6 protein-coding genes and 1 tRNA gene are annotated in these 16,177 nt (G+C 42.9%); 4 read left to right on the top strand and 3 right to left on the bottom strand.

Annotated elements, in window-relative coordinates; genetic code table 11:
- The first annotated feature begins 17 nt into the window (after positions 1–17).
- From porU to IH598_03125, 3 genes are all read left to right on the top strand, one after another.
- A complete protein-coding gene (gene porU, locus IH598_03135) occupies positions 18–3,842 on the top strand; it encodes a type IX secretion system sortase PorU (protein ID MBE0637493.1) in 3,825 nt (1,274 codons plus the stop codon).
- A 228-nt stretch (positions 3,843–4,070) separates the two neighbouring features.
- Complete coding sequence (gene porV, locus IH598_03130; GenBank protein MBE0637492.1) at positions 4,071–5,273, top strand: type IX secretion system outer membrane channel protein PorV; 1,203 nt, start codon at positions 4,071–4,073, stop codon at positions 5,271–5,273.
- Between the two features lie 87 nt (positions 5,274–5,360).
- Entirely contained in the window at positions 5,361–5,846 is a 486-nt protein-coding gene (locus tag IH598_03125) for a 2-C-methyl-D-erythritol 2,4-cyclodiphosphate synthase (GenBank protein ID MBE0637491.1), read from the top strand.
- Between the two features lie 182 nt (positions 5,847–6,028).
- Here the strand turns inward: IH598_03125 and IH598_03120 are convergent.
- Positions 6,029–6,104, bottom strand: a tRNA-Gln gene (locus IH598_03120).
- A gap of 107 nt (positions 6,105–6,211) precedes the next feature.
- Complete coding sequence (locus IH598_03115) at positions 6,212–6,523, bottom strand: hypothetical protein (protein MBE0637490.1); 312 nt, start codon at positions 6,521–6,523, stop codon at positions 6,212–6,214.
- 255 nt (positions 6,524–6,778) lie between these two features.
- On the opposite strand from IH598_03115, the gene IH598_03110 reads away from it, so the two are divergent.
- The gene (locus IH598_03110; GenBank protein ID MBE0637489.1) at positions 6,779–9,916 is read left to right on the top strand and encodes a M28 family peptidase; all 3,138 of its coding nucleotides are present in this window, start codon (positions 6,779–6,781) and stop codon (positions 9,914–9,916) included.
- Positions 9,917–9,987: 71 nt separating this feature from the next.
- Here the strand turns inward: IH598_03110 and IH598_03105 are convergent.
- On the bottom strand, positions 9,988–16,177 hold a 6,190-nt coding region (locus IH598_03105; protein ID MBE0637488.1), incomplete at its 5' end, for a T9SS type A sorting domain-containing protein.

Genomic DNA, 16,177 nt, shown 5'->3' with positions numbered 1-16,177 from the left:
CATTTAAATAAAGGGATATGCTAAAAAAAAAATATACTGCCTGCCTTATTTTCATGGTGCTGACGTTGTCGTTGACCGGACAGCAGAAAACAATCAGTGAAACACTTTCATGGACTAACCTGCAGACTTTCTCCATCGGTGACCAGGTGATTAAAACATTGCATTTTTCTGATGCAATAAATGATGATGCATTCGGCATGCTGCCGGTCTATTCCCGACTCTTCCCGCTCGAATTACCCGGGTTTTCCTACCGGTATTCCATTTCCAATCCTGAATTTATCCCTTTTGAAAACCAGGATCAATTATCCGACCTGATTGATATTGAACTGATTGATAACAGCCTGAATATCACTTCAGACATCATTACCCTTCGCAACAAGCATTACAGCCAGCTCAAGGTGCTCCCTTTAAGAAGAAATCCTCAAACCGGGTTAATCGAAAAATTGATCACATTTCAAATTGATGCAGTACCTGCCCCCGAAGGAGATTTTAATTTTACACCCGACCGCACAATTTATGCTGAAAATTCGGTGCTTGCCGAAGGGGATTGGTACAAGGTTGCGGTAAACGAAACCGGTATCCACAGGCTAACTTATGAAAACCTGGTAGAGATGGGAATGGATTTTTCCGGTGTACATCCCGATCACATACGGCTATATGGAAATGGCGGCGAAATGCTTCCCGAGCGTAACAGTGATCCGAGGTATGACGATTTACAGGAAATTGCCGTTTGGGTCGAAGATGGCGATGATGGCAGTTTTGATACCGGAGATTATGTTTTATTTTATGCCGAAGGTACTTCAAACTGGAGATATGTCCCCATTCGACTTGCCTTTGAGCATATCCGGCATTTATACTCCGACGTCAATTACTATTTTATTACCCTTAAAGAGGGAACCGGTAAACGCATACAGGATCAGCAGCCAATAACTGCACCTACCGGGCAGGTCATTACAAGTTACAACCATTTTGAGAGCATTAATCTTGACAGCCTAAATCTGATCCGTTCAGGTTCGGAATGGTACAGCCATGAGTTTTCAGACATAACCAGCCGTACCTATCTTTTTGAATTCCCTTACCGCGATGTTTCCGAGAGTGTATTTTTTTCCACGAACTTTGCTGCAAGGTCTTTTACCAACTCCAATTTTAATCTCAATGCAAATGGTGAATTTTTATTCACTGTACCCGTCCAGTCTGTACCACCGGGCAGTGTTTCAAAGTTTGGCAATGAGCTGAGTAAAACACGTCGGGTTGCGGTTCCCGGAGGGCAAAACATCACCATCGAAGTGACCTATGACAAGCCAACTGCAGAAAGTTCAGGTTGGTTAAACTTTATTGAGGTCAATGTGATGAACAAGCTCGAATTTCCGGGAGGACAGATGCCTTTCAGAAATATATATACCATGCATCAGGATAGCATCACGCTTTTCCAAATCTCAAATGTTTTGAACCCGATTTCCGTTTGGAACATCACTGACCACCTCAATGTAAAAAAAGTTGAGACAACGTATAATGAAGACACTTGTTCCTTCAAAGCAAACACTTCAATGCTGCAGGAATTTATTGCCTTCGACAATTCCTTCTTTTATCAACCGGAAAATATAGGAAAAATTGAGAACCAAAACCTTCATGCTCTTGGAATAGCTGATTTCATCATAGTAAGCCATCCTGATTTTATGGAGCAGGCCGAAAGGCTGAAAGCACTGCACGAAGAGATTGACGATATGACCATTCACCTGGTCAGTCCACAAGAGATTTATACTGAGTTTTCTTCCGGGAAACAGGACCCGGTTGCCATTCGTGACTTTGTAAAGATGATCTACGACAAATCGGGTGATCCTCCCCATTTGAAGTATCTCTTACTTTTTGGGGACGGCTCTTATGATCCCAAAAACCGGATTGAAAACAACATGAACTTCGTAGTGACATTCCAGTCACGCCAATCGCTTACCTACACCACTTCTTATGTAACGGATGACTTCTTTGGTTTGATGGATCCCAACGAAGGTGCTGATGCTGTTGGGAATGTGGATATTGGCATCGGACGCTTACCTGTGAACACCCCCGAAGAGGCTGAAATCATGGTAGATAAATTTGAGCGATACATGACTCTCACACCTGAAAATATGGGGCATTGGAGGCAATCATTATGTTTTATTGCTGATGATGAAGATGATAATCTTCATATTTTCCAGGCTGATACGGTATTAGTAAATATAGTGACCAGAAACAACCAAACCATTAACATCAACAAGATTTACTTTGATGCTTTTAAACAAGAGCCCACTTCGGGTGGCGATCGTTATCCAGACGCCACAATAGCAGTCAACCAGCAATTCAACGATGGCGCCCTCTTTGTCAACTACACGGGTCATGGCGGTGAGATTGCACTTGCACACGAACGGGTTGTACAGATCCAGGATATTTTGTCCTGGACAAATAATGATCAAATGCCTGTCTTCATCACTGCTACCTGTGAATTTGCGCCTTACGACAACCCGGGTATGGTTTCGGCCGGCGAGCATGTGGTCTTAAATCCCGGTGGCGGAGGAGTGGGGCTAATGTCAACCACAAGGATTGCTTTTGCGTCGTCCAATCTTACGCTCAACCGTCGCATCTATGATACACTATTTCGTGCTACTCCGGGTAATTATCCCCGGTTAGGCGATCTGATCAGATTCTCCAAAACACCTTCAAGCACAAACATCAGAAATTTTACCCTGCTTGGAAACCCGGCACTCAGGCTGGCATTGCCTGACCATAACATCATCATTGATTCTATTAATGGACAGCCGATTACTGCTTTGCGCGATACCATCAGAGCAGGCAGCATGGTGAGTTTCAGCGGTTACGTTGCAACACATTCAAACGACCAGTTGATAAACGACTATGATGGGTTTGTATACCCGGTACTATACGACAAACCAGCTAAAATTACGACCCTGGCCAACGACCCAAAAAGCCAACCTTACCAGTTTGATCTGCAGCAAAAAATTCTGTATTACGGGAAATCCTCGGTGAAGGACGGAAGATTTTCATTTTCCTTTGTAGTGCCATTAGAAATCGCCTATAACTATGGTCCCGGAAAGCTTGCACTTTATGCGACCGACAGCCTCACTGATGCAGGCGGGCATTTCAGCAATTTCATTATCGGTGGATTTGAGACCAATCTGGCAGATCAAACCGGACCTGCAATAGATCTTTACCTGAATGACAAACCTTTTATTAATGGCAGCGTGCTAAACAACGATCCTGTAATGCATGCCTATTTAAGCGATCCATCCGGGATAAATGCATTTGGCGCAGGGATCGGACATGATATTGTTGCCGAACTGACCGGCCCTGTGCAAATGAGCCTGATTCTTAACGAACAGTTTGAGTCCGACCTGGATAATTACCAGTCAGGCTCAATCATTTTCCCCTTCACTCATCTTATCAATGGCAACTATTCCTTACAACTGAAAGCATGGGATATGCTCAATAACTCTTCCACTTCGGTAATTACCTTCATGGTTTCCGACAGCATCAGCGTCGACCTGCAACAAGTTTACAATTATCCCAATCCATTCAGCAAATATACTGAATTTACTTTCCGGCACAACCAGTTTGATGAACCACTGACCGTAGAAATCAACATTTATAACTTCAACGGCCAGCTGGTAAAAACCATTGGCCCTCAAAACGCTGTCAGCAACGGCTATTATGTCGAACCTATCAGGTGGGATGGAATAAGTGACGGAGGAAGTAAACTTAATTCAGGTTTGTACGTTTATACGATCGACGTCATCAACCAAAAAAAAGACATTAGCCGAATGGTGCAAAAACTCATCATTGCCGATTAGCATAAAAACTGTAAGTAGTTTCCCCAAATCCATCAAAGTAAATCTGAGTTAAAAAATAATGAGAAATCATAATTAATAAATTATTACAGGTGATTTAAACTTGTTAATAATTTGGAAACAGAGACTGAAAAACGAACCTACTTTCGGAAAGCCCGTTTCAGCTAAAAACAATATAAAATTTGAATGGCCGTTAAAAATGATATTTTAATAAAAGCAAACCAAAACTTTATGATTAACAGAATCTTTGCTATTGTCCTTGTATGTTTGTTAAGTGTTAGCTACTCCAACGCCCAGAGCGAAAAACCAAATTACTTAGGACAAACCAACACCATTACTACTGCAGTTCCTTTTCTTTTAATTGCTCCTGATGCGCGTTCAGGCGCCATGGGTGATGCAGGTGGAGCAACCACCCCCGATATCAACTCCATGCACTGGAACCCTGCCAAATATGCTTTTATCGAATCAAAAGCTGGATTTTCAGCATCTTACAGCCCATGGCTCAGGGCAATCGTGAGCGATATTAACCTGGCTTACATCTCAGGCTTTTACAAGCTGGATGATAGGCAAACCATAGCAGCTTCGTTACTTTACTTTACCCTTGGCGACATTACTTTCACTGATATATCGGGATCAACAATCGGTAACTACCGCCCAAACGAATTCTCGATTGATGGTACTTACTCAAGAAAATTTTCCGAAAACTGGTCAGGTGCTGTTGCAGCCCGCTACATTCACTCCAATCTAACACAGGGTGTGAGCGTTGGAGGAGTCGCAACAAAACCGGGTCAATCCATTGCAGCAGATGTTGCTGTTTATCACCAGCAAGAACTGAACTGGCGTGATTTTGAGTATGCAGAATTTGCTTTTGGAATTAACATTTCGAATATCGGCTCCAAAATTTCCTATTCCGATGCTACTACCGATACTGATTTCATCCCCACGAACCTCCGCATTTCACCCCGTTTGACACTCGACCTCGATGAATACAACCGCCTTTCCTTTACAGTGGATGTGAATAAATTGCTGGTTCCAACGCCTCCAATCTATGCAACAGATGATTTCGGTAATCCGGTTTACGACGAAAACAATAACCGCGTCATTGAAGCAGGGAAGGACCCCAACGTGAACCCTGTGCAGGGAATGATTCAATCGTGGTATGATGCTCCCGGTGGTTTTGAAGAAGAGATGCGTGAGTTTTATTATGCCGTTGGTACCGAATACTGGTACAACAAGGCATTTGCAGTAAGAGGCGGCTTTTTCTATGAAAACAAATACAAAGGTAACCGCCAGTATTTTACACTCGGCGCCGGGTTAAAATACAACGTTTTCGGACTGGATTTTTCCTACCTCATCCCGCTCGAACAGCGTAACCCCCTCGAAAATACACTTCGCTTTACCCTCACCTTCGACTTCGATGACTTCTACAACTAACAACTGATAAGCGGAAAAAATACAAAAGCCGGTTTGGATTTCCTCTCCGGCTTTTTTGTTTACTTTTGGAATCAAAAACTTTATAAAATGAGTGTCAGGGTAGGGTTTGGGTATGATGTGCACCGTCTCGAAGCCGGGAAGCGATTTGTATTGGGAGGTGTAGAAATTCCTTCTGATAAAGGTGCAACAGGCCATTCTGATGCAGACGTGCTTGTTCATGCCATTTGCGATGCGCTGCTCGGCGCTGCAAACCTCAATGATATCGGCTTTCATTTTCCGGATTCAGACCCCAATTTTAAAGGGATTGACAGTACGATGCTGTTGAAGGAAGTAATTAAACTGGTCAGAACAAAAGGCTATTCCATCGGAAATGTTGATTCCACCGTAGCCCTTCAGCAACCAAAAATCGCTGGTTTTATCCCTCAAATGAAAAAACGGCTGGCTGCTGTAATGAGTATAAATGAAGATGATATCTCAATCAAAGCCACAACAACCGAAAGGCTGGGATTTGAAGGACGCGGGGAAGGGGTTTCGGCCTATGCAGTGGCGCTGCTTTTAAAAGACTTCCATTAGGTTACAATTCCTGGGGAGAACTCTGGATTTTGTGGCCGTATAGTGGGCAAAATGATTTATGTACAGGTATGCTATCTGCTGTCCGGCGAAAATGTGATGGAAAGAGAATTGCAGACCTGGATAATAACCATTAACAAAAAACCCACCATCAATAATGTTCAACAGTGGGTTTATTGTATTTTTGGTTGCCCGACTAGGGCTCGAACCTAGACTCTTCTGAACCAAAATCAGACGTGTTGCCAGTTACACCATCGGGCAATCGAAACGGTGTTTCAGGCGGCAAAAATAATACTTTTTCTTTTTTGAAAAGATTTTTTTCGTCCGAAGTTAACCCATGATGAAAAGGTCGGGTACTTCATTCATTCCTAGCTCATCCCGGCAATCATTTCACCCCATTGGTTCCGGTTTCTGAGCAGAAATCTTAGTTCATGTCCGTGCTTCAACACCAAATTCAGACCGTTGCGCAGGAACACGAATGTGTTGAAAAATAACACGTCCTGTATGGATTTCGGATCAATTTCGAGGTCATATTTCCCGGTATGCCCGTTAGTGCTTTTAAAGTAAATCCGTTGGTTGGTCAGAATGAGTTTGCCTTTGATTTTTTCGTTTTCGCTCACACAAAGATTTGAGTCTGTCGCCCTGACTACCGTTTCGTTGGCTTGCAGATTAATTTTCATTGAGGTAAGTTTTTAAGTTTTTCGGTTCATCACGTTTTATTATCAGACGTCTATAAAACCAGATCGTTACATCCTACAATACTGACGGGGGTTTACAGATTCTTACAAAACAAATGCGTGCTTTATTGACCGAAGAAAAGAATGGAAGCTGAGCTAATTCCGCTCATCTCAATTTCCGGGAACTACAATGCCAATAATTTGTACATTTGTCCCCTAAAATTGAAATCAAAGTATTTTAAACTTAAACTTATTTCCATGAAACGTTTATTCTTGTTATTACTTGTGAGCTTTTTTACTGCTCAGATGATGGCATCTGATCTCGTGTTGATTCCTACTAAAAACTTTGAAGAGACCAGAAGCCTTTTCAAAAGCCCTTCACTGACGATTAACTTTTACCGTGATGAATTTGTAATCGCTACCCTTGACGGCGACCCTAAACATCATTTCGTTGTGCTGGATCAAAATCCATGGCAAAATGGGCTGAGTTACTATGTTGTCTATCTCGACAAGTTTGTGGACAAAAGCGCATATTACGCCCTGATCAATCCGGTTGCCGATGTGCTTTATGACGGGGGAAGCATGATTGTAGTTAGAATTGATGAAGTGACGCATGGACAATTACTGCCGGCTAAGAATGACGGTATGGTAAGGCTTTCAAACAACCAGGTTGTTTTGCCAAACAAACTTTTCTACAACGAGAGCGGGCGTTTCGACCCGGATCCTTTTGTGGTCAGCTTGTTAAATGAAGTCAATGGAACTAACATTACATCAGTGGTTCAACACCTTGAGAATTATACAACCCGCAATTGTTACAAACCACAATCCATATTAGCCCAGAACTGGATTAAGGATCAGTTCGAAAGTATGGGGTTAAGCGTTGAATTGATGGATTTTACGATGCCAAACGGGCCAGCCAGCGACAATGTGATTGCTACAAAAATTGGGACAAAATATCCGGATGAGTTTGTTATTCTTGGCGGGCACTATGATTCACTTACCTGGTCGGGTGCAGAGCCGGGTGCCGATGATAATGCTTCAGGAACTTCGGGTGTGATGGAAGTTGCGCGTATTCTTAGTGAATATGAATTTGACCGCACGATCATTTTCTGTGCTTTTTCCGGCGAAGAGTATGGTCTTTACGGCAGTGCAGCCTATGCCAGCCGCTGCGCCCAACAGGGGATGGATATTCTGGGATACTTCAACATGGACATGATTGGTTATCTGGAACCAGGCAACACAACAATTATGACCTCGCTGATCTACCCTCAATCAGCACAGGAACTGGCTACTTTCTATACTAACGTAACTGCAACTTATCTGCCTGATTTTGTTGTATCCCCTGGCAATCTTACAGGTGGTGACAGCGATCACACTTCTTTCAACAATAATGGATTCATGGGAATTTTCCCCTTTGAGGATGTAAACAACTACAGCCCATACATTCACACTTCAAACGACCTGGTTGGACCAAGCTTCAACAATGAAAACCAGGCGGCGATATTCACAAAAGCAATTCTCGCCTCGGTTGTAACCATGGCCAACATGCAATTCCCCCCCAGAAACCTTGTGGCATTGCCTGGCGACGGAAAAGTAGATTTAATGTGGGACACTATGTTTGATATTGACTTTTATAAAATTTACAGGGATGGCGCTGTTATTGACACTTCTTATGTAAATTCCTTCACCGACTTTGAAGTAGAAAACGGAACTCAGTACGAATATTATGTAACGGCAATTTACACCGATTCAGGCGAAGAATCCATCCCTTCCAATGTTGTCCTGGTAACCCCTATGCCCCCAATTGGTTTACCATTGATGATTAATTTTGAGAATGGTGCTCCTTATTGGGAAAACCAGGGATCCTGGGGTCTTTCATCTTCTGTTTCCTATTCTCCTTCGCATTCTTTGACAGAAAGCCCGACTGGCAACTATGTCAACGACCTCGACATTGCTGCCACACTGAGTCCTTTGAACCTGATGGGATACACTGCGGCTGAAGTTTCTTTCTGGACAAAATATGATATAGAGACCAACTGGGATTATATGTACCTGGAGGTTACAACAAATGGAAGTAACTGGGCCAACCTGGCTACATACACTGGAACGCAAAGCAACTGGCAAAAAAAGACCTACTCATTAAATAATTACATCAACAATCCATACGTAGTACTCCGCTTTCGGTTTTACAGCGATGGTTATATTGTTAAAGACGGTATGTACATTGACGACTTTGAAATCACCGTTGAAGGCGGATACAATACTCAACTGGTGCAAATTCCCGGGGGTTGGAGTGGCATTTCGAGCTATGTTTTACCTGCACAATCCCAGTTGGAAAATATGATGCAACCCATTTTAAACGACCTTGTTATCCTGCAAAGCATTGATGAAGTTTACTGGCCGGCACAAAACATTAATACGATCGGAAATTGGGATACACATGCAGGATATAAAGTTAAGGTAAGCAATGATGTTGGACTGCAGGTTACAGGGGTTTTGGAACAAAGCAAAACCATCAACCTTGATCAGGGTTGGAATATTCTCCCCGTTCTCAGCGATTGCCCTGTTTCCTGTGCTGATTTATTTGCAAATGTGTCCAGCCAGGTAGTAATGGTTAAAGATATTGCTGCTACCGGTGTTTACTGGCCTGCCCAGAGTATCTTATCGCTGGATGAACTTATTCCGGGAAAAGCATACTATGTGCTGAGCAATGCTTCGGTTTCGATCACTTTCCCGGCTTGTACAAAGGCCGGTATTGCAAAAAAGGAAAATTTAAAATCCGGTAATGATCTTTGGGATCTGACCGCGCCTACAGGAAATTCACATATTATCAGCATTCCGGCTTACACGCTTCAGAATTTTGCCATCGGTGATTATATCGGTGTGTTCACACCAAGCGGATTGTGCGCAGGTTGTCTCGAAATTGATGACCTGATCACTAATAAAGCAATGGTTGTATTCGCAAATGACTCTACAACCTCTGTAACTGATGGTTTTATGATGAATGAGTCTTTCCATTTTAAACTTTACGAAACTGTTTCGGGTGAAGAGTATAACCTGTTAGCAAGCTATGATAACTCGCTGCCAAACACCAGCTACTTTTCAAATGAAGGCGCTTCAGGTCTGACAGAGCTGGTGATTGATAACACCGGAATTACAGAACAACAGGGAGCAATGGGAATTTTTCCAAATCCTTCAAAAGGCCATGTTATGATCAGGTTAATGGAGGGTTCAAATGCCATACTCGAAGTAATGTCCCTCACAGGACAGTTAATATTAATTGAACCATTAGAGGGAGAAGCATTCATTAACACTGCTTCCTTACCGAAGGGTGTTTATACTTTCCATATTCATGGAGAAGGTTTCAGTGAAATACACAAGGTTATTATTCATTAGTCCCCATTGGAATAAATCGGTTGATCGTAAAAAAAATCCCGGTGAATTGCTCATCGGGATTTTTTTATCCATTATCTCAGAATGATTTTCCGAACCTCAGTTCGTTTTTCCGAAATAATCTTCAGATAGTAAACCCCCGCAGGATAACTTTCGAGTGAGAATTTGAGAACATTCGGATTAACAGTGTTGGGTTCAAAGAAGTGGGTTTGTAAAAGTTGACCGCCGGTGGAGTAAACTTCAATGTAGGACTGGTCTACAATCCCAGCAATATTGATCTCACCGGATGTAGGATTCGGGTAAATACGCATTGTGACAGCATCATATTCACCAACACCAATGGCAGTGGTTTTGAGATCAATCACTCTCGACAATCCATTGATCCGGAATTCTCCGTCATGATTGGTAAATTGTTGGTCGTATTCAACATCGAGGTCATAGCTGTTTCCTGTGGATGGATCATACAGCCTGAATGTGATCAGATTCTCTTCCAGCATTCCGTCATGCTCAATCGTTAGTGCATCATCACCAAATACTGTCAAGGCATCCGTGTTTCCATTCACCTGAATTACACCGGTACACAAGCCCTCACTGTTAAAAGCACCAATGATTGACCCCGAAGGCATTTTGCTGATTGCTAATTGGTCAAAGGCAATTACATGTGTTGAAGAGGTGAAATGAATAGGATTCCATGGGGTCTGATTGTCTGGTTTAAATAAATTACTCACAACCTCCGATTTGGTTGATTCACAAATGGGATAAGTAGCGCTGAAAGGGCTGCTTGAGCATAGCATGTAAGCCTTACCGGGTAGCAGGTAACCAATCGTATTAATTCCCAAAACCGGCCAGTAAACTCCAGGTCCACTGATTTCTTTAATAATTACAATAGGTGAAGATCCAAATAACTGAGCGAGATTGACCGGGCACCGACTGATCACCGGCAGATAATTCCAGCCGGCATTCATCGTAACTGTCAGATTTTCGTTTGCCTGTCCCTTGAAATCAACAGTTACATTGTTTGCAAATTTTACCTCATACCCATGCTGGGAATTCCAGGTGTTCAATATATTAAGTTGAAGCAATGGGCAATAAACACCTGTCAAATTTTTGAGCAATACCAGATCATCATGGACATTGGCAAACAGATCAACAATTTCCGGATGATAAGGTACAATCCAGGATGATATTCCACTCCAACCTTCGGGTACAATTAATTGATGAAGTTCATACACCCTTACTGTGACTACATTACTCGTGATTGAAGTACAGGAGTTAATAATTTCACAGTAGTAAGAACCGCTGTCATCATATTCTGCATTATAAATTGTGAAAATAGGTTGGTTTGCTCCATCTATCATACCATACGGCCCAAACCATTGATAAAAATCAGCGTTCAATGCTTCTATGGTTAATGTAACATTTTCCTCTAAATGAACTTCTGAATCAGAGAGATTTACAATAATGAATGGCCGGTCAATGGTAAGAAGCATCGTTGAAGATGCATACACCTCACAGGGAAAAACTCCTTCAGCAGTCAGTGTAATTTCAATCACTCCCATCATGGAGTCACTGAATCCCGGAATGTATTCGGTAATGACATTATCTGGCACACTAAAATAACCATCTCCGGACGTACTCCACGATATGAGTTCATAATTTGCGGCAAAGGCATCCTCTATCAGGCATGTCTGTCCGTCACAAATGGTCTGGTCGCTTCCTGCAAAAACAGTTGGAGACATTTGGGAAAATACCTTCACACTATCTATTGCTGATTGACAACCTTCGAACCCAATGGCATCAACTGTTAGCATAAATTCGCCGGTAACCAGGTCGTTGGCTCCCAATATGTATTGAGGATTTAATGTGTTACCACTAATGAACTGGCCATCACCGGAAGTAGTCCAATTTATGGCTGAATAAAGGAACCCGGTGGCGCTGACCTGTATAGGTGTACCAGTGATACAATGGGAAATTGTATCTTCCGAAATTGTCACCGATGCATCGTCACATTCATCGATAAAGGTAACATGCACAACATCCTGAGCAGAAATTTCACAGGGATTTATAGGGCTGCAATTGACCTGAAGTTCCACATAATCGAGAGAAACGTCCATAAAACTCGGGTAATAAATCGGATTGACTACCTGTTCGTTTGAGAAATAGCCCATCCCATTTGTAGTAAACCATTGAATATATTCAAAGTGTTCTGCAAATGCGTATTCGAGCGGATATCCCTCTTCTTCCGGAAAAGGAACGGTATTGTCATAACCGGCAAATGCAAGTGGAGGGTATTGTATGGTCAACTCCATACAGTCGGTATCATCATCACAGCTTTCAAAGCCAATACCTGTAAGGCAAAGGACCACACTTCCACTGCTGATATCGTTTATTCCGGGTGTATAGACAGGAGTGAGAATTGTATTGTCATCAAATGTTCCATCCCCGGTTGTTTCCCAGATTATACTTTCGTTGAACAGGGCAGAAATGTTGGACAGTTGATAACTGTTTCCCAGACATACCGACGCATCAGCACCAGCATCCACCTTTGCATCAAGACATGTATACTCTATCTTCAGCACAATTTCATCACTTGCAGCCATCTGGCATGGACTGACCGGAAAAGCAGTCAGTGTAAGCGTCACCGAACCAAAGACGATATCATCAAGGCTTGGCGTGTAAAAGGTTACAAGTGATGCAGGGTCATTAAATGAACCTGTGCCTGATGTTGTCCATAATAGTTGATCGTTATTACCAACCACCGCAGAAGAGGTAAGATAAATGTCGTTTTTACCGATAGTGACGTCCTGACCGGCATTTGCAATTGGTAGCGGAATAAAGGTAACAAGTGCACAATCAGACACTTCATCACACGGACCCGCCCCGGTTCCTGTAAGGCAAAGCTCAACAAATCCGTTTGCCAGATCCGATGGACCGGGGATGTATTCGGTAACCAGATTTCCAGGGTCAATAAAGGAACCATCCCCGGAAGAACTCCAGTTTACAGCAATTGTAAAATCAGCTGTTGCATTTAAACTAACGTTATCGGTTACACAAGCAGAAAGATCTTCACCTGCTGAAACAACCGGGAACCGCGAGATGGAAATGATCAGGCAATCAGAGGTCGGATCGCAACCTTCATACCCGGTTGCTGTAATGCATAATTCAACAGAACCATTGGTAACATCATCGGAACCAGGTGTATAGGTAGTATTCAGGCTGTTAACATCCCCAAAAAATCCATCCCCGTCTGTTTGCCATATAATGTTTTCGTATTGGTGGGCGGAACCTGAAAGCGAAGCAATATCATTTTCACAGATCGTGGTATCATCTCCTGCAACCACCTGCGGTGGAAGGTTGAGATGAAGTATCATCGAGTCTTGTGCATTTGAACAGGCTTCAAGTCCAAAAATAAAAAGTGTAAGGTCAACCTGGTTCGATTGCAAATCTTCTACCCCCGGAGTATAGGTAGCATTCAGCAAGCCCGGGTCATCAAAAGTACCATCGCCACTGGTAAACCAGAGAGAACTGCTATAGTGCTGGGCGCCACCATTCAACATATAGTTATCAGTTTTACAAATAGTCGCATCATCTCCCGCAAAAGCAACGGGCAAAGGATTGATGTATAAAGTAATACAATCAGTAACATCGGGGCAAAATCCGCCTGAATAGGCGGTCAGACATAGTTCAACTTCTCCGTTTGTAATATCCTCCTCACCTGGAATATAGGAAGTCTGCAATGAGGACGACTCTTCAAAAGCTCCATCACCATCTGTTGTCCACTTCACCGAAATTGCATTTTCAGAAGAACCGGTCAGTACAGCAAATCCATCCTCACAGATGACAAAATCATTACCCGCAAATACTGATGTTAATGATTGAAAATGAACCAGTAACTCGTCATAAGCATCTCCACAGTTGGTATTCGAGAGGGCCTCCACCGATAAGGTAACCGAACCGTTTGAAATATCCTGCACACCCGGAAGATAAATTGTTTCAGGATTAACCGGGTTTTCAAATATACCATCCCCTGATGTTTGCCAAAGTACGCTTTGATGGTTCATAGCTGTCGCAAGAACCGGAACAGATTCGGTTTCACAAATCTCAATGTCCTCCCCTGCATCAATAAACGCCGGAGGTAAAAGAATTAATTTCATGCAGTCTGATATATCTGCACATGGAGCAAAAGCACTGGCATTCAGACAAAGCATGACAGCACCAGATTGGATATCCATTACGCCCGGATGATATTGGGTTATGATTGCAGTTGGAGATTCGAAGTAACCATCCCCGGTTGTAGTCCAATAAACAGAAGCTACATTCGAAGCTGTTGCACCTGTGGTTTCAAATGTTTCACTACTGCATACCGACTCGTCCAAACCCGCATAAACAATTGCTTCCTTGTGAATTGTAACAAGCAGGGTATCGGTAACCTCACCACAACTTGCACTCACGGCATGAAGTACCAGATTAACATAACCCTGATCTTTATCCAGAAAACTAAAGAAATAACGAGGATTCAACTTGGCAGGATTATCAAAATAACCCGTTCCGGTTGTTGTCCAGTAAAATGACGTATAATTTGAAACAAAACCCTGAAGCAACACATAACTGTTTGTGATACAAACTTCTTTGTCCTGACCAGCATTAGCATCTGGAAGAGGTAAAATTTCAATGCTCAGGCAATCAATTGCTGATACAAAACAGGGATTAACGGGCTCTACTGTTAAGCAAATGGCAGCAAATCCAACAAAGATATCCGTTGGTCCGGGGGTATAGGTAGTACTAATTGAAGTGGCATTTCCAAAAATACCATCACCAGAAGTTGTCCATAATAAAGAGCTATAATGTTCAGCCGTTGCCTGTTCGAGTTGATAGGAACTATTACCGCAAATATACCCGTCATTTCCTGCAAAAACAATGGGCTGCCGTTGAATACTTAACTCTATACATTCGATGACTGATCCATTGCAGGGATTGCATCCAACTCCAACGAGACATAGTTCAACAGTACCATTCCCGATATCGCTAGGCCCCGGAGTGTAAGTCGGGTTTAATGTAGAAATATCATCAAAAATCCCATCTCCGGCTGTTTCCCAGTAGTAATTGCAACAATTCAAGGCCGATGCGGTAAGTGTAAGAGTGGAATTCTCACAAATGGTTGTGCTACTGCTTATTTCTAATACCGGCATCGGTGCAAAATGAATCATCATGCAATCAGATGAAACAATAGAGCAAGGGTTAACCGGTTCAGCTGTCAGACACAATTCAACATAACCGGTGCTTACATCATAAATTCCCGGAGTATAAGTTGGATTCATAACATTTGAATTGTCAAAAAAGCCATCTCCTCCGGTAGACCAGACTAGTGTGCTGAAGTTGGCAGCCTCTCCGCTAACGGTGTAATTTTGATTTTCACAAATGGTAACATCCACTCCGGCAAAAACAATTGGAAGCGGAATAATATTCACTATAACAACTCCTTCCTCTGGCGAACAAAATGCTTGAGGATATGCTTTAAGATCTAAATTTACCTGTCCGCCGGCAATATCTCCCGCTCCGGGATAATAAACCGGATCAAGGGTCGTGGCGTCGGAGAAAGTTCCGTCACCATCAGTTGTCCACTGAATTGATGAATAATTCCCGGCAGTTGCCAATAAACTGACAACATCCGTTTCGCAGATCGTCTGGTTTTCGCCCGCATCAACGGTTGGAGATTGCTCGATGGTAACTAAAAGGTCGTCACTGGCATCAGGGCAAACACCACTTGAGAATGCAGTGATGGATAAAAGTACCGTTCCGGATAAAATATCCTGGCTTCCCGGATTATAAATGGCGCTTAAACTTTGCTGATCATCAAACGATCCGTCTCCCGAAGTTTGCCAGAGCAGACTGGAATAATTCTCGACGATGGCGGAGAGCTGAACTTCTTCAGTTTCGCAAATCACGACATCCTCACCGGCAAAAACAGCCGGCGCCGAATCAATCATTACCGTGACCTGATCTGATACATCGTTACACAAATTCATGGCAAAGGCAGTTGATGTAAGGTTTACCTGTCCGCCGGCAATATCTCCCGCTCCGGGATAATAAACAGGATCAAGGGTCGTGGCATCGGAGAATGTCCCGTCGCCATCGGTTGTCCAATGAATTGATGAGTAATTCCCAGCTGTTGCCATTAAACTGACAACATCTGTTTCGCAGATCGTCTGGTTAGCTCCGGCATCAACGGTCGGAGATTGCTCGATGGTAACTAAAAGGTCGTCA

The sequence above is a fragment of the Bacteroidales bacterium genome, assembly GCA_014860585.1.
Lineage (GTDB): Bacteria > Bacteroidota > Bacteroidia > Bacteroidales > 4484-276 > RZYY01.
Note: the sequence above shows the minus strand (reverse complement) of the source record. Positions and strands in the feature narration are given on the sequence as shown.

What these genes read in the sequence shown, in the direction of transcription:
- IH598_03125 (MBE0637491.1), top strand. Translation starts at nt 5,361, where the DNA reads ATGAGTGTCAGGGTAGGGTTTGGGTATGATGTGCACCGTCTCGAAGCC.
- porV (MBE0637492.1), top strand. Translation starts at nt 4,071, where the DNA reads ATGATTAACAGAATCTTTGCTATTGTCCTTGTATGTTTGTTAAGTGTT.
- IH598_03110 (MBE0637489.1), top strand. Translation starts at nt 6,779, where the DNA reads ATGAAACGTTTATTCTTGTTATTACTTGTGAGCTTTTTTACTGCTCAG.
- porU (MBE0637493.1), top strand. Translation starts at nt 18, where the DNA reads ATGCTAAAAAAAAAATATACTGCCTGCCTTATTTTCATGGTGCTGACG.
- IH598_03115 (MBE0637490.1), bottom strand. Translation starts at nt 6,523, where the DNA reads ATGAAAATTAATCTGCAAGCCAACGAAACGGTAGTCAGGGCGACAGAC.